19 protein-coding genes are annotated in these 21,389 nt (G+C 74.6%); 12 read left to right on the forward strand and 7 right to left on the reverse strand.

From position 1 onward, the window contains the following. The first annotated feature begins 46 nt into the window (after window positions 1-46). The 11 genes from EAH89_RS09065 (at window position 47) to rsmA (ending at window position 13,602) form a co-directional block, all read left to right on the forward strand. Complete coding sequence (locus EAH89_RS09065) at window positions 47-640, forward strand: chromate transporter (RefSeq protein WP_140882483.1); 594 nt, start codon at window positions 47-49, stop codon at window positions 638-640. Further along, window positions 637-1,179, forward strand: a complete 543-nt coding sequence (locus tag EAH89_RS09070; protein ID WP_140882484.1) for a chromate transporter — start codon at window positions 637-639, stop codon at window positions 1,177-1,179. The genes EAH89_RS09065 and EAH89_RS09070 overlap by 4 nt, the downstream gene beginning before the upstream one ends. A 123-nt stretch (window positions 1,180-1,302) precedes the next feature. Next, window positions 1,303-2,331 (forward strand): extracellular solute-binding protein, encoded by a 1,029-nt coding sequence (locus EAH89_RS09075; protein ID WP_140882485.1) that lies wholly within the window; start codon window positions 1,303-1,305, stop codon window positions 2,329-2,331. Window positions 2,332-2,353: 22 nt separating this feature from the next. Continuing rightward, a complete protein-coding gene (locus tag EAH89_RS09080; RefSeq protein ID WP_140882486.1) occupies window positions 2,354-4,138 on the forward strand; it encodes an ABC transporter permease in 1,785 nt (594 codons plus the stop codon). 122 nt (window positions 4,139-4,260) lie between these two features. Further along, a complete protein-coding gene (locus EAH89_RS09085) occupies window positions 4,261-5,694 on the forward strand; it encodes an FAD-binding oxidoreductase (RefSeq protein WP_140882587.1) in 1,434 nt (477 codons plus the stop codon). Beyond that, window positions 5,691-6,470 (forward strand): trypsin-like peptidase domain-containing protein, encoded by a 780-nt coding sequence (locus EAH89_RS09090; RefSeq protein ID WP_140882487.1) that lies wholly within the window; start codon window positions 5,691-5,693, stop codon window positions 6,468-6,470. Before EAH89_RS09085 ends, EAH89_RS09090 begins: the two co-directional genes overlap by 4 nt. An 81-nt stretch (window positions 6,471-6,551) precedes the next feature. Beyond that, window positions 6,552-7,769 carry an LPS export ABC transporter permease LptF gene (gene lptF, locus EAH89_RS09095; RefSeq protein WP_140882488.1) on the forward strand — a complete coding sequence of 406 codons (1,218 nt, stop codon included), beginning with the start codon at window positions 6,552-6,554 and terminating at the stop codon, window positions 7,767-7,769. Next, a complete protein-coding gene (lptG, locus tag EAH89_RS09100) occupies window positions 7,766-8,875 on the forward strand; it encodes an LPS export ABC transporter permease LptG (RefSeq protein ID WP_140882489.1) in 1,110 nt (369 codons plus the stop codon). The genes lptF and lptG overlap by 4 nt, the downstream gene beginning before the upstream one ends. Continuing rightward, window positions 8,872-11,334 (forward strand): LPS-assembly protein LptD, encoded by a 2,463-nt coding sequence (locus tag EAH89_RS09105; RefSeq protein ID WP_241666924.1) that lies wholly within the window; start codon window positions 8,872-8,874, stop codon window positions 11,332-11,334. The genes lptG and EAH89_RS09105 overlap by 4 nt, the downstream gene beginning before the upstream one ends. 68 nt (window positions 11,335-11,402) lie before the next feature. Beyond that, the gene (locus EAH89_RS09110; RefSeq protein WP_140882490.1) at window positions 11,403-12,782 is read left to right on the forward strand and encodes a peptidylprolyl isomerase; all 1,380 of its coding nucleotides are present in this window, start codon (window positions 11,403-11,405) and stop codon (window positions 12,780-12,782) included. Then, the gene (gene rsmA / locus EAH89_RS09115; RefSeq protein WP_140882491.1) at window positions 12,775-13,602 is read left to right on the forward strand and encodes a 16S rRNA (adenine(1518)-N(6)/adenine(1519)-N(6))-dimethyltransferase RsmA; all 828 of its coding nucleotides are present in this window, start codon (window positions 12,775-12,777) and stop codon (window positions 13,600-13,602) included. The genes EAH89_RS09110 and rsmA overlap by 8 nt, the downstream gene beginning before the upstream one ends. Here rsmA and glpD read toward each other — a convergent pair. From glpD to EAH89_RS09150, 7 genes are read right to left on the reverse strand one after another with little or no spacing between them, the layout of a single operon-like run. Next, window positions 13,599-15,095, reverse strand: a complete 1,497-nt coding sequence (gene glpD, locus EAH89_RS09120; protein ID WP_140882492.1) for a glycerol-3-phosphate dehydrogenase — start codon at window positions 15,093-15,095, stop codon at window positions 13,599-13,601. The genes rsmA and glpD overlap by 4 nt on opposite strands. Further along, a complete protein-coding gene (gene phnE, locus EAH89_RS09125; protein WP_140882493.1) occupies window positions 15,095-15,916 on the reverse strand; it encodes a phosphonate ABC transporter, permease protein PhnE in 822 nt (273 codons plus the stop codon). Before phnE (EAH89_RS09125) ends, glpD begins: the two co-directional genes overlap by 1 nt. A gap of 23 nt (window positions 15,917-15,939) precedes the next feature. After that, a complete protein-coding gene (gene phnE, locus EAH89_RS09130; RefSeq protein WP_241666925.1) occupies window positions 15,940-16,734 on the reverse strand; it encodes a phosphonate ABC transporter, permease protein PhnE in 795 nt (264 codons plus the stop codon). After that, window positions 16,731-17,498 carry a phosphonate ABC transporter ATP-binding protein gene (gene phnC, locus EAH89_RS09135; RefSeq protein WP_140882494.1) on the reverse strand — a complete coding sequence of 256 codons (768 nt, stop codon included), beginning with the start codon at window positions 17,496-17,498 and terminating at the stop codon, window positions 16,731-16,733. Before phnC ends, phnE (EAH89_RS09130) begins: the two co-directional genes overlap by 4 nt. Then, window positions 17,495-18,592 carry a phosphate/phosphite/phosphonate ABC transporter substrate-binding protein gene (phnD, locus tag EAH89_RS09140; protein ID WP_140882495.1) on the reverse strand — a complete coding sequence of 366 codons (1,098 nt, stop codon included), beginning with the start codon at window positions 18,590-18,592 and terminating at the stop codon, window positions 17,495-17,497. Before phnD (EAH89_RS09140) ends, phnC begins: the two co-directional genes overlap by 4 nt. Next, window positions 18,589-19,416, reverse strand: a complete 828-nt coding sequence (locus EAH89_RS09145) for an HAD-IIB family hydrolase (RefSeq protein WP_140882496.1) — start codon at window positions 19,414-19,416, stop codon at window positions 18,589-18,591. The genes phnD (EAH89_RS09140) and EAH89_RS09145 overlap by 4 nt, the downstream gene beginning before the upstream one ends. Before the next feature lie 46 nt (window positions 19,417-19,462). After that, window positions 19,463-20,254, reverse strand: a complete 792-nt coding sequence (locus tag EAH89_RS09150; RefSeq protein WP_140882590.1) for a DeoR/GlpR family DNA-binding transcription regulator — start codon at window positions 20,252-20,254, stop codon at window positions 19,463-19,465. A 104-nt stretch (window positions 20,255-20,358) separates the two neighbouring features. Here EAH89_RS09150 and phnD (EAH89_RS09155) point away from each other — a divergent pair, with 104 nt between their 5' ends. Beyond that, on the forward strand, window positions 20,359-21,333 hold the full coding sequence (gene phnD / locus EAH89_RS09155; protein ID WP_140882497.1) for a phosphate/phosphite/phosphonate ABC transporter substrate-binding protein: 975 nt from the start codon (window positions 20,359-20,361) through the stop codon (window positions 21,331-21,333). The last annotated feature ends 56 nt before the right edge of the window (window positions 21,334-21,389 follow it).

A 21,389-nucleotide genomic window follows, 5' to 3' on the forward strand; every position in this document is an offset into this window, starting at 1 on the left:
GCGCCACCCCCTTGCCCGCGCCGGGCGGGGGGATGACCCTGCGGCCGTGCCCAAGCCTCCCGCTCCCGACGCCGACCTCCCCCTCAACCCCCCGCCCGGCCCCGGCCCCCTCTTCGTCGCCTTCGCCAAGGCGGGGCTGATGGGCTTCGGCGGCGCCCAGGTCTGGGTCCGCCGCGCCCTGGTCGAGGAGCGCCGCTGGATGACCGAGCGCGACTACGCGGAGGTGCTCGGCCTCGGCCAGGTGCTGCCCGGCCCGAACGTGGGCAACGCCGCCGTCATGATCGGCCGCCGCTTCGCGGGCCTGCCCGGCTCCTTCGCGGCGACCGGGGGCCTCTACCTCTTCCCGCTCATCGTCCTCATGTCGCTCGTCCTCCTCTGGCAGGAATTCGCTGACATCCCGGAGGTCGCGGCCTTCATGCACGGCCTGGCCTGCGCGGCGGCCGGGATGGTGATCGGCAACGGCCTGCGCATGACCGGCCGCCTGAAGCCCCCGCCCGAGCTGATCGCGATCGGCCTCGCCTCCACCGCGGCCGCCGCCTGGCTGCGCGTGCCGCTGCCGGTCATCGTCCTCGTCCTCGGCCCGATCTCCATCGCGGCCGTCGTCTGGCGCGGCCGGCGCGGCGCGGGGAGGCGCCTATGAGCCCCGTCGCCTGGGACCTCTTCCTCTTCTTCCTCAAGCTCTCCCTCGTGGCCGTAGGCGGCGCCAACGCCGCCGTGCCCTCGATGCACCAGGAGGTGGTGGAGCTACGCCACTGGATGACCGACGCCGCCTTCTCCCAGGGCTACGCGCTGGCCTCGGCGGCCCCCGGGCCGAACGTGCTCTTCGTCGCGGTCATCGGCTGGCACGTCGCGGGCTGGCAGGGGCTGGCGGCCAGCCTCGTCGGCTTCCTCGGCCCCACCTTCATCCTCGCCTGGGCGGTGGCCATGCTCACCCAGCGCGTGGCGCACGACGCGCGCATGGCCGCGCTCCGGGCCGGGCTGGTGCCGGTGGCCATCGGGCTGATCCTCGCCACCGGCCTCGTCACCGGCGCCGCCGCGGCGCGCGGCACGGGGACGGAGGTGGCCGCCGCGGTGGTCATCACCGCCGCCTCGGCCCTCTTCGTCTGGCGCTCGAACCTCTCGCCGATCTGGACGCTGCTCGCGGGCGGGGTGGTCGGGCTGGTCGTCATGCAGGGGTGAAAGCGGGGCGCGCGGCCTTGCCGCATTAATAATCATTCTCACCTCTTGCCGGCGCGGCCCCGCCGCGACAGATTGCGCGCCGTTCATCCGAGCCCGCCTGTCCCCCCTGCCGAGGCCAGCCCCATGATCCGCCCGCGCGCCGCCCTCCTCCTCGCCCTCCCGCTCCTCTCGGCGCTGCTGGCCCCCTCCGCGGCCCGGGCGGCGGAGGTGAACCTCTACACGACCCGCGAGCCCGGCCTCATGCGCCCGCTCACCGACCGCTTCACCCAGGAGACGGGGGTGAAGGTGAACACCGTCTTCGTCCAGGGCGGCCTCGCCGAGCGCCTGGCGGCCGAGGGCAGCCGGTCCCGCGCCGACGTCGCCATGGTGGTCGACGTGGGCAACCTCATGGAGCTGGTGGACCGCAACCTCACCCAGCCCGTGCGGTCCCAGGCGCTCGAATCCGCCATCCCCGCCCCGCTGCGCGACCCCCAGGGCCGCTGGTTCGCCCTCTCCACCCGGGCGCGGGCCATCTACGCCTCCCGCGAGCGTATCCCCGAGGCCGAGGCCGCGAAGCTCACCTACGAGGACCTGGCGGACCCCCGCTTCAAGGGCCGGGTCTGCATCCGCTCGGGCCAGCACCCCTACAACACCGCCCTCTTCTCGATCCTGATGATCCACCATGGCGAGGCCTGGCTGCGCGACTACCTGACGAAGCTGCACGCCAACCTCGCCCGCCGGGCCACGGGCGGCGACCGCGAGGTGGCCCGCGACATCCTGGCCGGCCTCTGCGACGTCGGCCTCGCCAACACCTACTACGCCGGCCTCATGCTCTCCGGGCAGGGCGGCGAGGAGCAGAAGCGCTGGGGCGAGGCGGTGCGCGTGATCCTTCCCCAGGCCGAGACGGCCGTGAACATCTCGGGCGGCGCCGTCACCCGCCACGCCCCCAACCGGGCCGAGGCCGTGCGCTTCCTCGAGTTCCTCGCCTCCGCCGAGGCCCAGTCGATGTACGCCGACGCCAACTTCGAGAACCCGGTGCGCCCGGGCACGCCGGTGAACCCCATCGTGGCCGGCTTCGGCACGCTCACCCCGCGCGAGGTCTCGCTGCCCGAGGTCGCCTCCCGCCGGGCGCTCGCCAGCCGCATCGTGGACGAGGTCGGCTTCGACCGCTGAGAGGGACCCTCCGGGCGCGCCGATGAGCAGCCACCTGGGACGGGCGCCGGCGCTCCCCGCCGGCCTCGGCGCCGCCCGGCGCGCAGCCCCGGCCGGGCCCGTGGCGCCCTGCGGCCCCCGCCCGGGCCTCCGGCGGGTGGCGCTCGGCCTGCGGCTGGGGGCGGCGCTCGGCGTGCTGCTGGTGGCGCTCCCGGTGGTCGCGCTCGCCTTCGCGGCCGCCCGGGGCTCGGGCGACCTCTGGCCCCACCTCATCCGCTACGTCCTGCCCGAGGCCGCCGTCGAAACAGCGCTGCTCCTGGCCGGCGTCGGCGCGGTGGCGGTGGGGGTGGGGACCGGCACGGCCTGGCTCGTCACCTCCTACCGCTTCCCCGGCCGCAAGACCCTCGCCTGGGCCCTCGTCCTGCCCCTCGCCATGCCCGCCTACGTCGCGGCCTATGCCTGGCTGGACGTGCTGCACCCGGCCAGCGCCGTGCAGTCGGGCCTGCGCGCCCTCCTCGGCCTGACGGACCCGCGCGCCATCCCCCTGCCCGAGATCCGCTCCCTGCCGGGCTGCATCATGGTCATGGGCACGGTGCTCTACCCCTACGTCTACCTCGCCGCCCGCGCCGCCTTCCTGACGCAGGGGCCGGACATGCTGCGCGCCGGGCGGGCGATGGGGGCGGGGGGCTGGCGGCTCTTCCTCTCGGTCGGCCTGCCCATGGCCTGGCCCGCGGTCATGGCCGGGGCGGCGCTGGCGCTGCTGGAGACGCTGAACGACGTCGGCGCCGCCGAATTCCTCGGCGTGCGGACGCTGACCGTCTCGGTCTACGTCACCTGGATCACCCGCTCCTCGCTCGAGGGCGCGGCGCAGATCGCCCTCGTGCTGCTCGCCGCCGTCGCCGCCGTCCTCGCCCTGGAGGGCTGGGGCCGCAGCCGCTCCCGCGAGGCGCGGGCCGTGCAGGACGCCCTCCCGCCCGACCTCCGCCCCATGCCGGCCGGCCTCGGGCTCCTCGCCCTGCTCGGCGGCGCGGTGCCGGTCCTGCTCGGCTTCGTCACCCCCGCCTCCTACCTTCTCTGGGCGGCCTGGCGGCGCGTGGCGGAGTTCGGCCTGCCGGCGGAGCTCGGCACCTGGATCGCCAACAGCGCGACGCTGGCCGCCATCGCCACCCTCCTCGTCCTGCCCGCCGCCCTGCTGCTCGCCTTCGGGGCGCGGACGGGGCAGGGGGCGGAGCCGGGCGCGCGGCCGGGGCTCGACGCCGCCCTGCTGCGGGCCAGCCTCCTCGGCTACGCCCTGCCCGGCGGCATCGCGGCGGTCGGGCTGATCATCGCCTTCGGGGGCCTCGACGACGCGCTGGAGACGCTGGGCGCCCTCGCGCCGCCGCCCCTCTCGGGCACGCTCTCCGCCCTCATCCTCGCCTATTTCGTGCGCTTCCTGGCCATCCCCGCCTCGGGGCTCGACGCCGCCTACGGCCGCATCCGGCGGGAGGTGGACTGGTCCGCCCGGGCCATGGGGGCGGGGCCGGGCCGCATCCTCGCCCGCGTCCACCTGCCGATGCTGCTGCCGGCCCTGCTGGCCGCCGCCCTGCTGGTCTTCCTCGACGCCATGAAGGAGCTTCCCGCCACCCTCCTGCTCCGCCCCTTCAACCGCGAGACCCTGGCCACGGCCCTCTACGGCGAGGCCGCGCGCGGCACCTACGAGGAGGGGGCGGTGGCCGCCCTGGCCCTCGTGGTGGTGGGGCTGCCGGTCATCGCGCTGATGGTGGCCGGCGGGCGGGCCGCGGCGGCGGCGGCCCAGCGCCCCGGTCGCCGCTCCCGCCCGCCGGCCTGATCCCGCGCCCCGCCTTCTTTTGCCGGGCACCGGGGCCAGATAAAGGGGGTCCCGCCCCGAAAACCGTCCTTGACCCGCGGCCCCGCCGCGGCGTTTGGTCCCCCGCCATGCCCGACACCCCGATGCCCCTCCTCCCGGCCCTTCCCCCCGGCCTCCTCGACGCCCTGCACGGCGTCCTCGGCGCCCGCGGCATCGTGACGGACCAGGCCGACCTCGTGCCGCACCTGTCGGACTGGCGCGGCCTCTACCGCGGCGCCTCCCCGGCCCTGCTCCGCCCCGGCTCCACCGCGGAGCTCGCGGCCGCGATGCGCCTGCTGCACGAGGCCGCGGTGCCGGTGGTGCCCCAGGGCGGCAACACCTCCATGGTCGGCGGCGCCATGCCCGACGAGAGCGGGCGGCAGGTGATCCTCTCCCTCTCCCGCCTGAACCGCATCCGCGACCTCGACCCCGTGGACATGACGATGGTGGCGGAAGCGGGCGTGGTGCTGAAGACCGCGCAGGACGCGGCCGCCGCGGCCGGCACCCTCTTTCCCCTCTCGCTCGGCGCCGAGGGCACGGCGACGATCGGCGGCGTGCTCTCCACCAACGCCGGCGGCAACACCACGGTCCGCTACGGCAACGCGCGGGACCTCATGCTCGGGCTCGAGATCGTCCTGCCCGACGGCGGCGTCATCAACGGCCTCCGCCGCCTCCGCAAGGACAACACCGGCTACGCGCTGCGCCACCTGATGGTCGGCGCGGAGGGCACGCTCGGCATCGTCACCGCCGCCGTGCTGCGGCTCTTCCCGCGCCCGCGCGCCGAGGCCATCGCCCTCTGCGCGGTCGAGAGCGAGGACGCGGCGCTGGCCCTCTTCCGCCGCTTCCGCGACCGCGACGAGACCGCCGTGCGCGCCTTCGAGTACATGGCCGGCCAGGGCATGGACCTCGTGCTGCGCCACGTCGACGGCGCCACCCTGCCGCTGTCCGAGCGCGCCGACCACTACGTGCTCGTGGACCTCTCCTCCTCCCGCCCCGACGCCGACCTCCGCGGGCTGATGGAGGGCGTGCTGGAGGAGGCGCTGGAGGCCGGCGAGGTGCTCGACGCGGCGCTGGCCGAGAGCGAGGCCCAGCGCGCCGCGATCTGGCGCCTGCGCGAGGAGCACCCGGAGGCGCAGAAGCGGGAAGGGGCCTCGGTGAAGAACGACGTCTCCGTCCCCGTCTCGAAGGTGCCGGAGCTGATCCGGCGCTCCAACGCGGCGCTCACCGCCCTCATCCCCGGCGCCCGCCCCGTGCCCTTCGGCCACATGGGCGACGGCAACATCCACATGAACCTCGAGCAGCCCGAGGGCATGGACGCCGGCGCCTTCCTCGCCCGCAGCCACGACATCATGGACTGCGTGAACGCGATCGTGCGCGACCTCGACGGCTCCTTCTCCGCCGAGCACGGCGTCGGCCGCCTCAAGCCCGACATGCTCGCCGAATGGCGCGGGGGCGCGGAGCTGGACGCGATGCGCCGCATCAAGGCCGCGCTCGACCCGCTCGGCCTCCTCAACCCCGGCAAGGTGCTGCCCGCTTGACCCGCGCCCTCGCGCTGCTCGCGGCCCTCCTCCTCTCGGCCTGCGCGGCCGCACCGCCGCCGCTGCGCCAGCCCGAGGCGACGCCACGCCTGCCCGACGTGCCCGATGCCTTCCGGGCCGAGCTCCTCGGCGGCCGCTCGCCGGACTGCCGCCTCCGCGGCCAGGCCGTCTACCTCGGCGGCGGCCGCTTCCTCACCGCCGCCCACCTGGTCGACGACATGGTGCCCCGCCTGCGCCACTGCGCGGGCATCCCGCTCGAGCCCCTGATCGTCTTCCGCGGCTACACCATGCCCGTGCGCCTGCTGCGCCTGGGCGAGGGGACGCTCGAGCCGGACGTGGGGCCGGTCTACCGCCGCGGCGAGGACCTCGCCCTCCTCCAGGCCGGCAGCGCCCCCGCCGGCCCCTTCGCGCGGCCCTGCCCCGACGGGCCCTCGCCCGGCCAGCGCGTGCTCGTCCTCTCCGGGCAGCGGCACGAGGCGCGGGCCGGCGGCCTGGTGCCCGAGACGCGCGCCGCCGACGGCGCCTACGCCGACCTGCCCATCCACCTCGCCCAGGGCGAGTCCGGCGCCGGGGTCTTCGACGCCGGCAGCTTCTGCCTTCTCGGCGTGGTCAGCCATCGGCCGGACGACACGCCCAACCACTCCCGCATCGTCCCCGCCGCCACCATCCGCACCTTCCTCGGCGAGGTGGTGGGCCTCGGCGAGGGCGAGGCCCCAAGCGGGGGCGGGGGCGCGGCCGCCGCGCCGAGCCCGGCCGAGCGCGCCGGACACGCCTAGCCGCCATGCCGCCCCGGCGGCGTGATTTCCCCGCCGCGCCCTTTGCCCTGATCCACGGGGGCCGCTAGGTTCCCCCCCATCATGAGCCGGGTCACCCGCTACATCTCGAGGCAGATCGCCGTCAGCCTTCTGGCCGTGACGATCGGCCTCGCCGCGCTCATCTGGCTGACCCAGTCGCTCCGCTTCATCGAGCTCGTCCTCGACCGCGGCCTGCCCTTCTCGGTCTTCCTTGAACTCACGGGGCTGCTGCTGCCCTCCTTCTTTGCGGTGATCCTGCCGATCACCACCTTCATCGTCACCCTCTTCGCCTATGTGCGCCTCTCCACCGACCGCGAGCTCGTGGTGATGCGCGCCGCCGGCCTCTCGGACTGGCGCCTCGCCCGCCCCGCGCTGATCGTGGCGACCGTCTCCACCGTCGCCGGCCTCGTGCTGCAGACCTGGCTCGTGCCCGTCTCCCACGCGGCCTTCCGCGAGTGGCAGTTCGAGATCCGCAACCAGATGGCCGCCATCCTCCTGCAGGAGGGCGTGTTCAGCTCCGTCAGCAACGACCTGACCGTCTACGCCCGCCTGCGGGAGAAGGACGGCACGCTGCGCGGCATCCTCATCCACGACATGCGCGAGCCCGGCGCCCCCGTCACCATCCTCGCCGAGCGCGGGGTGATCCTGCCCGGCGCGAACGGGCCGCGCGTCATCCTGCTCAACGGCCAGCGCCAGCAGATGGAGCGCGTGGTGCCGCCGCGCTCGCCGCCGGGCACGCCGCCCGTGCCGCAGCTCTCGGTCCTCGCCTTCGGCGAGAACAGCGTCGACCTCGCCCGCACCGGCAAGGCCGAGGACGCCCGCAACCGTGACAGTCGCGAGCGCTTCGTCGGCGAGCTGCTGAACCCCGACCCCGAGGAAGGCCTGCTCGAGCGCGACATCCGCAAGTTCCGCGCGGAGGGCCACGGGCGCCTCGCCTCGCCGCTCACCGCCTTCTCCTTCGCCATGGTCGGCCTCGCCGCCGCGCTCGCCACCGGCTTCCGCCGCCACGGCGGCGGGCTGACGGCCATGATGGCCATCGCCGCGGTCGTCACCCTCCTCGCCCTCGGCCTCGCGGTCGGCAACCTCGCCGCGCGGGACAACCGCTTCATCCCGCTCATCTGGCTGCACGCGATCGGGCCGGGGGTCGTCGCCGCCTGGGTGCTCTCGGGCGCGCCGGGCTGGCCGCGCCGCGCGCCGCCCGTGCCCTCGGACGCGCCGCCCCTGCCGCGCGGCCGCCGCGCGCGCCTCGCCCCGCGCGCGGCGCAAGGGGCCTCGAGGTGACCTTCCCCTTCACCTTCGGCCTCTACGTCGCCCGCCGCTTCGCCGTCATGTGCTTCGTCATGCTGGCGGCGCTCACCGGCCTCGTCGTGCTGTTCGACTTCATCGAGCTGCTCCGCCGCGCGGCCACGCGCGAGGCCGGCTTCGGCATCGTCGCCACCATCGCGGGGCTGCGCATCCCCTTCGTCGCGCTGCAGGTGCTGCCCTTCGCCATCCTGCTCGGCGGCATCCTCGCCTTCTGGCGCCTCGCCCGCGCCTCGGAGCTCGTGGTGGCGCGCTCCGCCGGGATCTCGGCCTGGGGCTTCCTCATCGGCCCCGTGGTGGTCGCGACCCTCCTCGGCGCGGGCGCGACGGCGGGCCTCTCGCCCCTCTCGGCCGCGATGCTCGCGCGGGCGGAGCGGCTCGACGCCCTCGTGCTGCGCAACGGCGGCGGCACCACCGCCATCGCCGGCGGCCGCCTCTGGCTCCGCCAGGCGGACCGCGAGCTCGACCCGCAGGGCGTCGCCATCCTCTCGGGCCGCGCGGTCAACCGCCGCGACGGCCGCTTCGGGCTGGAGGAGGTCTCGCTCTGGCGGATCTCGGCCACCGACCGCTTCCTCTCGCGCGTGGAGGCGCCGAGCGCGAGCCTCTCGGGCGGCGCCTGGGTGCTCGACAACGCCGTCGCCTTCGGGCCCGACCGCAAGGCAACGCCCGCCATCGCCTTCCGCCTGCCCACCGAGCTGACGCCGGACCGGATCGAGGACAGCTTCGCGAGCCCGGACACCCTCTCCTTCTGGACCCTGCCCGACTTCATCCAGGTGCTCGAGGATTCCGGCTTCTCCGCCGTCCGCCACCGCCTGCAGTTCCACTCCCTGCTCGCCCTGCCCATGCTGGCCGTCGCCATGGCCCTCCTCTCCGCCGGCTTCTCGATGCGCGAGGCCCGCAAGGGCGGCGTCGCCCAGATGCTCGGCGCCGGGGTGGCCGCGGGCTTCGTGCTGTTCCTGATCGACCGCGTGACCGGCGAGTTCGGCGAGACGGGCACCCTGCCCGTGGTCCTGGCCGCCTGGGCACCCGCCGCCGCCGGCCTGATGTGCGCGGTGGCGCTCTTGCTTCACCTGGAGGACGGATGACCGACGCGGCCCCAAGGAAGAGCGCCCGCGCGGGAACCCTCCCGCGCCCCGCGGCGCGCCGCGCGCGGCTGCTGGGCGGCGCGGCCTTCCTCGCGACCCTCGCCCAGCCCTGGGCCGGGCCGCTCCGCGCGCAGAACTTCGGCCCCGGCGGCGCCGGCGGCGCCGGCCTCTTCATGCCCGGCAACCCCGGCGCCTTCGGCAACACCCCGGGCGCCCCGGCCGCGGCGCCCGCCCCGGCGCCGGCCGCGGGCTTCAACCCGCTCCGCGGCGGCGCGGCGCCGGTCGACCGCAACGCCCCCGTCACCTTCACCGCCAACGAGGTGGAGTACGACCAGAACGAGAACCGCGTGACCGCCCGCGGCTCGGTCGAGGCCTGGCAGGGCGAGCGCATCCTCCGCGCCGACCGCTTCACCTACGACCGCGACACCGGCATCGCGACCGCCGAGGGCAACGTCCAGCTCCTCGAGCCCGACGGCCAGGTGATCTTCGCCGAGCGCGCGGTGCTGCAGGGCGGCATGCGCGACACCGTCATCGAGGGGCTGCGCGGCCTCCTCGCGCAGAACGGCCGCCTGGCCGCCAACGGCGCCCGCCGCCGCACGACCGAGAGCGGCGCGGTGGTCTCGGACCTCTCGCGCGTCGTCTACTCCTCCTGCGACCTCTGCGCCGAGAACCCGGAGGCGCCGCCGCTCTGGCAGCTCCGCTCGCGGCTCGCGACCCAGGACGGCGAGGACAAGCGCATCCGCTTCCGCGACGCCATGGTCGAGTTCGACGGCATCCCGGCCTTCTACACCCCCTACCTCTCCGTGCCCGACCCCAGCACGCCCCGCGCCTCGGGCTTCCTCAGCCCCTCCTTCGGGCAGACGCGCTACCTCGGCGGCTTCGCGGAGTTCCCCTACTACTGGGCGATCGACGAGCAGAGCGACCTGACCGTCACGCCGCTCATCTCCACCCAGGCGCCGCCGGGCGCCTTCGCCAACTACCGCGGCCGCTACAACTTCGGCACCATGACCATCCTCAGCTCGATCGGCGAGCTGACGGGCAAGGAATCGAGCCGCGAAAAGGGCCTCGGCGGCCACGTCTTCGCCCGCGGCCTCTTCACCATCAACGAGAACTGGCAGGCCGGCTTCAACATCAACCGGGCGACCAGCGAGACCTACCTCCGCGCCTACCGCCAGCCCGGCACCGGCGTGCTCTCGAGCACCGCCTACGCCGACGGCTTCTGGGGCTACAACTCCTACGCCCGCATCAGCGGCCTCGCCTTCCAGAGCCTGCGCGCGCAGGACGACGTCGCGCGCATCCCGGTCGTGCTGCCGAACCTCTACTACGAGCACGTCTTCAACCGCGACGAGCTCGGCGGCACGCTCACCGCCGACGCCACGGCCTTCAACGTCTACCGCGACATCGGCAACAAGACCCAGCGCGCCGGCACGCGGGTGAGCTACGAGCTGCCGCGCTACGACCGCTTCGGCTCGCAATGGACCTTCCGCACCCAGGCGGACGTGCTCGGCTACAACGCGCAGGACGTGAACACCCAGAGCGGCATCGGCCTCGCCGGCAGCGCCACCAACAGCGGCGTGGACACCACCAAGGTCAACGCCAACATCCGCGCGGCCGTCGACTGGCGCCTGCCGCTGGTCCGCTCCGCCGGCAGCCTCGGCCAGCAGCTCATCGAGCCGCGCGTGCAGCTCGTCACCGGCCCGAACACCGGCCGGCAGTCGAGGATCCCGAACGAGGACAGCATCGACTTCGAGTTCACCGACGCGAACCTCTTCTCCCTCAACCGCTTCACCGGGCGCGACCGGCAGGAGGGCGGCACGCGGGTGGACGCCGCGCTGCGCGGCGCCTGGTACTTCCCGAGCGGCGGCTCGGTCGACGCGCTCGCGGGCCGCTCCTTCCGCGCCTCCGACGAGACGGTCTTCACCCCGCGCTCGGGCCTCGAGAAGCGCGCCTCGGACTGGGTGGGCCGCATGACGGTCGCGCCCACCTCCTGGCTCGACCTCACCGCCCGCACCCGGCTCGACGGCGAGACGCTCGACCGCCGCATGATCGACGGCTCCGCCAGCTTCGGCCTCGCCCCCATCGGCCTCGACGGCACGCGCCTCGCCTTCGGCTACCTCTACGAGCTTCCCTCGCCGCTGCGGGTGGACCGCATCCCCAACGGCTCGGGCGGCCTCATCTCCGCGCCCCGCTTCATCCGGGAGGTCTACGCGGGGGTGAACACCCGCATCGCGACCCGCTGGCGCGCCGGCGCCTTCGGCCGCTACGACCTCGAGACCTCCCGCGGCGTCTCCTTCGGCGCGACCGCCGCCTACGAGGACGAGTGCTTCCTCTTCGAGGGCCGCTTCTATCGCTCCCTCGCCGAGAACCCGCTGACCAACCGGGCCTACCCGAGCGGCACCACCCTCATCCTGCGCGTCGCCCTCAAGACGGTCGGCGACTTCGCCGCCCGCGCCCTCTAGGCGGGCGGCGGGGCGGGCCCGGAAGGGATCGCTTCAAACCGCCGCCCGCATGGTCTAGGAACCCGTCCATGCGCCGCCCCCTCCGCCTCCGCCCGACGCCGCCGGCCCCCGCGGGCCTCCTGCTCGGCGCCCTCCTCGCCCTCCCGCTCGGCGCCCTCCCGCCCGCGGCCGGCCCGGCGACGGCCCAGGTCACGGCGCAGGCGGGCAGCCGGCAGGCCCCGCCGCGCCAGGCCGCCCCCGCGGCCCCGCCAGAGGCCGGCAACCGCATCCTGGCCATCGTGAACGGCGACGTGGTGACGGAATCCGAGGTGCAGTCCCGCGCGCGGCTCTTCGCCCTCAACATCGGCCTGCAGCCCGGCGGCGACCTGCTGACCCGGCTGCGCCCCCAGATCATGCGCCAGCTCATCGAGGAGCGCCTGCGCCTGCAGGAGATCCAGCGCCGCCGCATCCCCGTGGGCGACGACGAGGTGGCCGACGCGATCGGCGAGATCGAGAAGCGCAACAACCTGCCGTCGGGCGGGCTGCGCGCCCAGCTCCGCGCCGCCGGCGTCGAGCCGCGGGTCCTCTACGACCAGCTCCGCGCCCAGATCGGCTGGTCCCGCTTCATCCGCGCCCTGCTGGGCCCGAACGCCGAGCCCTCCGAGGCCGCGGTGAAGGAAGCGGTGGCCGCCCAGGAGGCGCGGACCGGCCAGCCCGAATACCTCCTCTCCGAGATCTTCGTGCCCGTGGAGGACCCCTCCTCGGCCGCCGACACCCGGCGCTTCGTGGACGACGTGATCGGCCGCCTCCGCCAGGGCCTGCCTTTCCCGATCGCCGCCACCCAGTTCAGCCAGAGCCAGACGGCGCTGCAGGGCGGCGACCTCGGCTGGGTGAGCCCCGAGAGCCTCGACCCCGCGGTGGCCGCGGTCGTCCAGCGCATGCCGCCCGGCGCCGTCTCCAACGCCATCGAGGTCCCCGGCGGCTTCCAGGTCGTGGCGCTGCGCCAGAAGCGCGAGACAGGGCGCGAGAACGCGACCATGGTCACGATCCGCCAGGCCTTCCTGCCCTTTACCTCCGCGCTCGACCCGCAGAACCCGACGGAGCAGCAGCGGGCCCAGCTCGCCCGCGCCCAGGCCGTGCGCGGCGGCTGCGACGCGGTGGAGGCCGCGGCCCGCGCCGCCAACTCCCCCCGCCCGGCCGACCCCGGCGGCGCCGTGCGGCTCGACACGCTGAACCCGCCGGCCCTCCGCCAGCTCGTCTCCGGCCTCGCCCCCGGGCGGACCAGCCAGCCGATCGTCACCTCCGACGGGATCCTCGTCATCGCCGTCTGCACGCGCGAGACCCGCAACCTCGCTCAGTTCACGCCCGAGCAGGCCAAGCAGCAGATCCTGCGCGACCGCGCGGAGAACCTCTCCCGCCAGCAGATCCGCGACCTCCGCCGCCGCGCGACGATCGAGATGCGTGGCTGACCTCCCGACCCTCGCCGCGACGGTCGCGCGCCACGGGCTCGCCGCGCGCAAGTCGCTCGGCCAGCACTTCCTCCTCGACGAGGCCCTCTGCACCCGCATCGCGCGGCTGGCGGGGGAGCTCGAGGGCCGCCACGTGCTCGAGGTCGGCCCCGGCCCCGGCGGCCTGACCCGCGCGCTGCTCGCCAACGGCGCCGACCACGTCCACGCGGTGGAGCTCGACAGCCGCGCCGTGGCCGCGCTGGCCGAGCTGTCCGAGGCCTATCCCGGCCGCCTGACCGTCACCGAGGCCGACGCGCTGCGGGTGGACCCCGTGGCCATGATGCCCGCGCCGCGTCGGATTATCGCGAACCTGCCTTACAACGTCGGCTCGCCGCTCCTCATCGGCTGGCTGGCCCGCGCCGGCGCCTTCGAGAGCATGACCCTCATGTTCCAGCAGGAGGTCGCCGAGCGGATCGTGGCCGCCCCGGACACCGAGGGATACGGCCGCATGGCGGTGGCCGCCCAGTGGCGCTGCACCGCCCACCTCGTGCTCCGCCTGCCGCCGGGCGCCTTCTCGCCCCCGCCCAAGGTCTGGTCCGCGGTCGTCCACCTCGTGCCGCACGCGGCGCAGCCCGACCCCGTGCTGGCCCGCGCCATGGAGCGCGTGACGGCCGCCGCCTTCGGCCAGCGGCGGAAGATGCTGCGGGGATCGCTGAAGTCGCTCGGCCACGCCGAGGCCCTGCTCGGCGACGCCGGCATCGAACCGACGCGGCGGGCGGAGACGCTGACGGTCGCCGAGTTCGAGACGCTGGCGCGCGGGCTGCTGGCGCGGGGCGGCTAGGCCACCACCCGCTCGAACCGCGCGGCGAAGGCCTCGCGCTCCGCGTGCGTCATGTGCAGCCCGCGCTTCGTGCGCCGCCACAGCACGTCCTCGGGCGCCGCCACCCACTCGCGGGCGCGCATCCACTCCAGCTCCCGCGCCGTGATGCCGCCGCCGAGGTCCCCGCCCATCGCCTCGATCGAGGTGGCGCCGTCGATCACCCGCTCGAGCTCGCCCCCGTGCGTGCGGATCAACCGGTCCAGCAGGGGCCGCCCCAGCCAGGGATGGGCTGCCGCCATGCTCTCGGTGAAGGCCGCGCGCGACAGGCCGCCGAAGTCTCCGCCCGGCAGCACCGCGCGCGCCGTCCAGTCCGTGCCCTGCCGTCCCAGCGCGCGCCCGATCTGCCGCGCCGCGTCCTCGGCCAGCCGCCGGTAGGTCGTGATCTTGCCGCCGAGCACCGAGAGCAGCGGCGCCCCCTTCGTGTCCATCGCCAGCGTGTAGTCGCGCGTGACGGAGGACGGGTTGTCCGAGCCGTCGTCGTGCAATGGCCGCACGCCCGAATAGGTCCAGGCGATCTGGTCCGGCGAGACGGGGGTGCGGAACTGCCGCGACACCGCCTCGCAGAGATAGGCGGCCTCCTCCGGCGTGCAGGTCGGCTTGCCCTGCGCAGGGTCGTGCGGCACGTCGGTCGTGCCGATCAGCGAGTAGTCCTGCTCATAGGGAATGACGAAGACCACGCGCCGGTCGTCGTTCTGCAGGATATAGGCCTGGTCGCCGCGGTAGAGCGCGGGCACCACGATGTGGCTGCCGCGCACGAGCCGCACGCGCCCCTCCAGCGCCGTGCCCGTCGCGTCCTGCGCGCCCATCACCCAGGGGCCGGCGGCGTTGGCGATGGCGCGGGCGCGCACCGTGCGCTCCCCCCCGTCCGCGCCGCGGATCGTCGCGGTCCAGGCCTCGGCGCTTCGCTCGGCGCGGAGGAACTCGGTGCGCGGCAGGACGGTCGCGCCCCGATCCGCCGCGTCCCGCGCGTTCAGCAGCACGAGGCGGCTGTCCTCGACCCAGCAGTCGGAATAGGCGAAGCCGCGCGCGAATTGCGGCTGCTTCAGCGGCGCGCCCTGCGGCAGCCGGTCGAGCGCCAGCGCCTCGCTGCCCGGCAGCGACTTGCGGCTGGCCAGGTGGTCGTAGAGGAACAGCCCCGCGCGGATCATCCAGCGCGGCCGCATCTCCGGCCGGTGCGGCAGCACGAAGCGCATCGGCCAGACGATGTGCGGCGCGATGGAGAGCATCACCTCGCGCTCGGCCAGCGCCTCCCGCACAAGGCGGAACTCGTAGGTTTCGAGGTAGCGGATGCCGCCGTGGATGAGCTTGGAGGAGGAGGAGGAGGTCGCCTCCGCGATGTCCCCGCGCTCCACCAGCATGACGGAGTGGCCGCGCCCCACCGCGTCGCGCGCGATGCCGACGCCGTTCACGCCCCCGCCGATGACGAGAAGGTCGACGCTGTCCGGATTGTTCATCAGAGAAGCCCTGCCCGCACGCGGGTCACCACGATCTCGGCGATCAGCACGACCGCCAGGATGGCCAGGAGGATGGTCGCCACCTGGTCCCACTGGAAGAAGTTGATCGCGTCCTCCAGCACCACGCCGATGCCGCCCGCGCCCACCAGGCCCAGCACCGCGCTCTCGCGCACGTTGATGTCCCAACGGAACAGCGCGACGCCCCAGACGGCTGGCCGCACCTGCGGCCAGACAGCCTTCAGCATCTCCGCGCCCCAGGGGGCGCCCGCCGCGCGCAGCGCCTCGCGCGGCCCGGGGTTCATCTCCTCGAGCGCCTCGGCCAGCAGCTTGCCGACGAAGCCGATGGAGCGGAACGCGATGGCAAACACCCCCGCCGCCGCGCCGGGCCCGAAGACCGCCACGAAGATCAGCGCCCAGACGAGCGAGTTGACCGAGCGCGACGCCACCAGCCCCACCTGCGCCAGCGCGTTCAGCGCGGGCACGCGGCAGATGTTGCGCGCCGCCATCAGCGCCAGCGGGATGGCCATGACGAAGCCGAAGACCGTGCCCAGGGTCGCGATGTGCAGCGTCTCCACCAGCGCCGCGTGGACGGTGCGCGGGTAGTAGGCGAGGTCGGGCGGCCACATCCGCACCAGCAGGTCCGCCATCTGCTCGGGCGCGTCCGCCAGGAACTCCGGGATGATGTCGATCGTCCGCACCGCCCAGACCACGGCGGCCACCACGGCGAGGAACATCGCCCAGCGCACCAGCCGCTCGCCCGGCGTGTGCCGGATCCACTCGCGCCGGAGCGGCGCCAGGGTATCTCCGGTGGCGGCGCTCATTGCGTCGCCGCCCTTGGCGGCGCTCATTGCATGGCCGCCCGGATGCGGCCCGACACCACCTCGGCGAGCAGGATGAGGCCGATGATGGTGATCAGGATGGCCGAGACGAAGTCGTAGTCGAAGCGCTTGAAGGCCGCGAAGAGCGTGCCGCCGATCCCGCCCGCGCCCACCACGCCCACCAGTGTGGAGTTACGGAGGTTGCTGTCGAGCTGGTAGAGCCCGAAGCCCACGAAGCGCGACGCCACCTGCGGCAGCACGCCGTAGAGCAGCACCGCCATGCCCGAAGCCCCGGTGGAGCGCACCGCCTCCACCTGCTTCATGGAGATCTCCTCCACGGCCTCCGCGAAGAGCTTCGCCACGAAGCCGACGGAGGCGACGATCAGCGCCGCGACACCGGCCAGCGCCCCGAAGCCGAGCGCCTTCACGAAGAGGATCGCGACGATCACGTAGTGCAGGCTGCGGCACACCGCGATGAAGGCCCGCACCGGCCCCGAGACCCACCAGGGCGCGAGGTTCCGCGCCGCCATCAGCCCGAGTGGGAGGGACAGGATGATGCCCCCCACCGTCGCCAGCACGGCGATCTGGATGCTCTCGACCATCCCCTCCAGCAGCAACTCCCAGCGCGCGAAGTTCGGCGGGAACATGCGCGCGAGGAACCGCCCGCCCTCGCCGAGCCCCGTGACGAAGCGGCCGAGGCCGAGGTCGAGCTGGGTGGAGGCGTAGACGAGATAGGCGACGAGCAGCGCGCCGAGCACGCGCATCCCCCATTCCGGCGCGAAGGGCGTGCGCCGCGGGGCGGGAAGGGTGGTGTCGCTCACAGCCAGTCCTCGCCGCCGTAGATCCGGCGCAGGTGGTCGTCCTGCAGCGCCTCGGGCGGCCCGTCGAAGATGATGGCGCCCTCGTGCATGCCGACGATGCGGCGCGCGTAGCGCTTGGCCAGCGCCACGTTGTGGATGTTGATGATCACCGGCACGCCCTCGGCCGCCGCCAGCTTCGTCAGCATCTCCAGCACCTCGACGGAGGTGCGGGGATCGAGGGAGGAGGTCGGCTCGTCCGCCAGCAGCAGGTCGGGCCGCTGCATCAGGGCGCGGGCGATGCCCACCCGCTGCCGCTGCCCGCCCGAGAGCGCGTCGGCCCGCCGCGTCGCGTGCTCGGGCAGCCCGACGGCGTCGAGCAGCGCGAAGGCGCGGGCGATGTCCTCCTCCGGGTACTTCCGCAGCCAGGCCCGCCAGAGCGGCACGTAGCCCAGCCGCCCGCAGAGCACGTTCTCCATGACCGAGAGGCGCTCCACGAGGTTGTACTCCTGGAACACCATCCCGATCCGCCGCCGGGCGAGGCGCAGGCCCCGCCCGCGCAGCTTTGCGACGTCGATCGTCCCCTCGGCACCCGTCAGCCGGATCTCGCCCTTCGTCGGCTCGACCAGCCGGTTGATGCAGCGGAGCAGCGTGGACTTGCCGGTGCCGGAGGGGCCGATGATGGCGGTGATCCCCTCCGCGCCGATGGACAGGTCCAGGTTCCGAAGCACCGGCTTGCCGCGCACGTATTCCTTGGTGAGGCCGCGGATGTCGAGGGCGGCGCTCACGGGCGCGGGGCCGCCGGGGACGCCGCCTGGGGGGTGGCGTGCGGCGCCGCCTCCTGGGTGCGCGGGGCGCTCTGCGCGGCGTTGCGCCGGGCCTCGGCCTCCAGCTCCTTGCGGCTCTCCTCGTCGAAGGCCGCGCGGCTGTAGGGCGCGTTCACCGCGTCCGCCACGGCGCGCACGGGCGCCCATTGCTCGGCGTAGGTCGCGGGCCAGAAGCGGTCGTTGCCGCCGAGGTCGCGCACCATCGCCTCCGGGAAGCGGTAGTCGAGGAAGCACTGGCGGATCTTCGCCTGCAGCTCCGGCCGCAGGTCATGCGCCATGGCGAAGGAGGAGGTGGGGAAGGGGTCGCTCTGCCAGATGACGCGGAAGTTCTCGCCCTTCACCTGCCCGCGCGCGACCATGCGGGAATAGACGTCCGACGCCACTGGCGCCGCGTCGTAGTCGCCCGCGCTCACGCCCATCACGCTGCGGTCGTGCCCGCCGGAATAGAGCACGCGGTAGTCGGCGTCGGGGTTCAGCCCCAGGCCCGGGAAGAAGGCGCGCGGCGCCAGGTTGCCCGAGTTGGAGGTGGCCGAGGTGTGCGCGACGCGCTTGCCCTTGAGGTCCGCCAGCGTGCGGTAGGGGCTGTCGGCGCGCACCAGCATCAGCACGCGGTAGCTCTCGAACCCGTCCGGCCCGCCCTTCACCGCGAAGGGCACGGCGCCCGCGAGGTTCACGGCGAAGGCCGTCGGCCCCGTGGAGAAGCCCGCGATGTGCAGCCGGCCGGAGCGCATGGCCTCCACCTGCGCCGCGTTGCTCGTCACCTGGAAATACACGGTGCGCTTGCCCGTGCAGCGCGTGAGGTGGTCGATCAGCGGCCGGAACTGGCTCGCGTAGAGGGCGGGGTCCTCCACGGGAGTGTAGGCGAAGACGAGCGTCGAGGGATCGCGCTGCCGGGCGGCGTCGGGCGTGTCCGCGACCATGTCGCGGTTCTCGTCGCAGTAGCCCTCGTCCAGCGTGCCGCGGAAGCAGCCGGCCGCCGGCGCCTGGGCCGCGGCCGGCAGGGCCGCGAGCGCGATCAGCCCGGCCGCGGCCGTCGCAAGAAGCGTCTCTCTCATGCTGCGTTCTCCTCCCTGTGTTCGTTGCGCGCCGCGAGCAGCGCCTCCGCGAATTCCGCGAAGCCCCGCCCGCCCGGTGCCCGCGTGACATAGGCGGGCGCGGCCGCAATCCCCTCAAGATGGGGCACGACATTCGCCACGCCCACGGAAAACGGCACGGCGGCGAAGAGCGGCGCGTCGTTCGGGCTGTCGCCCAGGAAGGCCACCCGCCCGATCACCGAGGCCAGCGGCGCGAAACGGGCCGCGAACAGGCTCTCGATGCCCGTGCGCTTGTCCCAGTCCCCGAACCAGGCGTTGACGTGGATGGAGGAGACCTTCGCCCGCGCGCCCCCCGCCTCGAAGACGGCGGCGATCCGCGCGGCCTCCGCAAGGGGGAGTGGCCCCGCGTCCTCCGCGAAGTCCACGGCCGCGTCGAACAGCCGGAAGGGCTGGTCGGCCGAGAGGGCGCTGCCCGGCACCGCCACCATGGCCTCGCGGGCGAGATCCATCAGCCGCCCGCGGTTCGCCCGCCGCGCCGCCTCGTCCTGCGCCTGCCAGCGGATCATCCGCCGCGCCCCGCGGTCCTCGGCGTACCAGAGCGCCCCGTTCTCGCCGACCACGGCCGCCACCGGCCACTGCCGGGCGATCGCGTCGCACCAGCCGGCCGGGCGCCCCGTCACCGGGACCACCGCCAGCCCCGCCGCCGAGAGCGCCTCCATCGCCGAATAGGCGAGCGCCGGCAGCCGGCCCTCCTCGGTCAGCGTGTCGTCGATGTCGGTCAGCACGTAGCGCAGCGCGGCCAGCCGGTCCGGCGGCGCGGCGCTCAGGGGCGTCGGCGCGGGCATGGTTCCTCCTGATGATGTGGAGGATGCCACTCAGCGATGTGGAAGGTCAAACATCTTCCGCGACGTGCACCGCCACCCCCGCCCGCTCCAGCGCGGCGGCGAGGGCCGGGGGAGGGGGCGCGTCGGTCACGAGGTCCGTCAGCGCCGAGAGGTCCGCGACGTGCTCCAGGTAGCCCCGCCCGAACTTGCCGGAATCGAGCAGCAGCACCCGCCGCGGCGCCCGCTCCAGCATGGCGCGCTTCACCCAGGCCGCGCGGCTCTCGGCGTCGGTCGGCCCCTCCGCCACCAGGCCGGAGGCGCCGATGACGGCGATGTCGGCGCTGAAGCGGCGGAGGAAGGCGTCGGTCTCGGCGCCGTAGAGGGCGCGCTCGGCCGCCAGGAACTCGCCGGGCGCCACCAGCACGCGGATCCCCGGGGCCTCCCCGGCGGCGGCGACCACGGGCAGGCTGTTGGTCAGCACCGTCGCCCCGATCCCCCGCGCCGCCAGCGCCCGCGCGAAGCGGGAGGTGGTGCTGCCCGCGTCCACCATCAGCACCGCCCCCGGCTGCACCAGCGCCGCCGCCGCGGCGCCGATCCGCCCGCGCTCGGCCCCGGCCATGGCCTCGCGGGCCAGCAGGTCCGGCTGCACGCCCGCGTGGGTGACGGAGGCGCCGCCATAGGTGCGCCGCACCGCGCCGCGGGCGGAAAGCTCCTCCACGTCCCGCCGCACCGTCTCGCCCGAAACCCCGAACCGCGCCGCCAGCGCGCTGATCCGCACCGTGGGATCGGTGTTCAGCGCCTGGAGGATGGCGGCGTGCCGCGCTTCCTTCCCGGGCGCGCCATCCTGCCGCCTTGCCATACCCGCCAGGGTGGTCGGGTGCCGCCCGCGGCGCAACCGGGGGCCTTTCCCGGGGCCGCCCGGGCGTGACAGGCTGCGCGCGACCCCCTTGCCGGAGCCGCCCGATGATCCGCCGCCGCCACCTGGTCGCCGCCGGGGCCCTCCTCCCCGCCTTCGCCCGCGCCCAGACCGCCGCGCCCCCCGCGCCCGCCATGCCGTCGCCGGGCCGGCGGGCCTGGGCCGCGCAGGTCCCGCAGATCCGCCTGGGCGTGCTCGGCGGCGAGTCCGAGAGCGACCGCCTCGGCCGCTACGACGCCTACCGCAAGCTCTTCGAGGACACCTTCGGCGTCCCCACCCGGATGTTCTTCGCCTCCGACTACTCGGGCGTGCAGCAGGCCTTCGCCGCGAAGACGCTCGAGATCGCCAACATGTCCCCCGCCGCCTACGCCGGCGTCTGGCTCGACACGAACGGCGGCGTGGAGCCCATCCTCGTGACCAAGGAGCCCGACGGCAGCACGAGCTACGTCGCCCTCATGTACGCCCGGGCGGACTCGGGCATCACGAAGCTCGAGGACATGCGGGGCAAGTCCATGGCCTGGTCCGACCCCAACTCCGCCTCCGGCTACCTCATCCCCCGCGCCGAGCTCCGCGCGGCCGGGATCAACCCGGAGCCGGGCGCCTTCTTCTCCCGCACGGGCTTCGCGGGCGGCCACGACCAGGCGCTCGTGGCGGTGCTTCAGAAGCAGTACGACGCGGGCGTCTGCTGGTCCTCCGGCCAGGGCGAGGAGAGCCGCGGCTTCTCCCGCGGCGTGCTGACGGCCGCCGTCGAGAAGGGGCTGCTGGACATGAAGGACCTCCGGATCATCTGGCGCTCCCGCCCCATCCAGAACGGGCCGATCGTCGTCCGCGCCGACCTGCCGGCGGCCTTCAAGAAGGACATGGTGGACTTCCACCTCGCCCTCCCCGCCGCCCATCCCGACATCCACAAGGCCGTGGAGCGCGGCAGCGCCGTCGGCTGGGTGCCGACGCGGCACGAGGACTACGCGGTCTTCGTGGACATGCGCCGGGCCGAGGCGACCGAGCGGCGGCGGCGGAACTAGCGACCCGACCTCCCCCGCCCGACCTCCCCCGAAGGTGACGCGGCGACCGGTTCCCC

Origin of the sequence: Muricoccus nepalensis (assembly GCF_006438825.1) — a bacterium.
In the GTDB taxonomy this organism is placed as follows: domain Bacteria; phylum Pseudomonadota; class Alphaproteobacteria; order Acetobacterales; family Acetobacteraceae; genus Roseomonas; species Roseomonas nepalensis.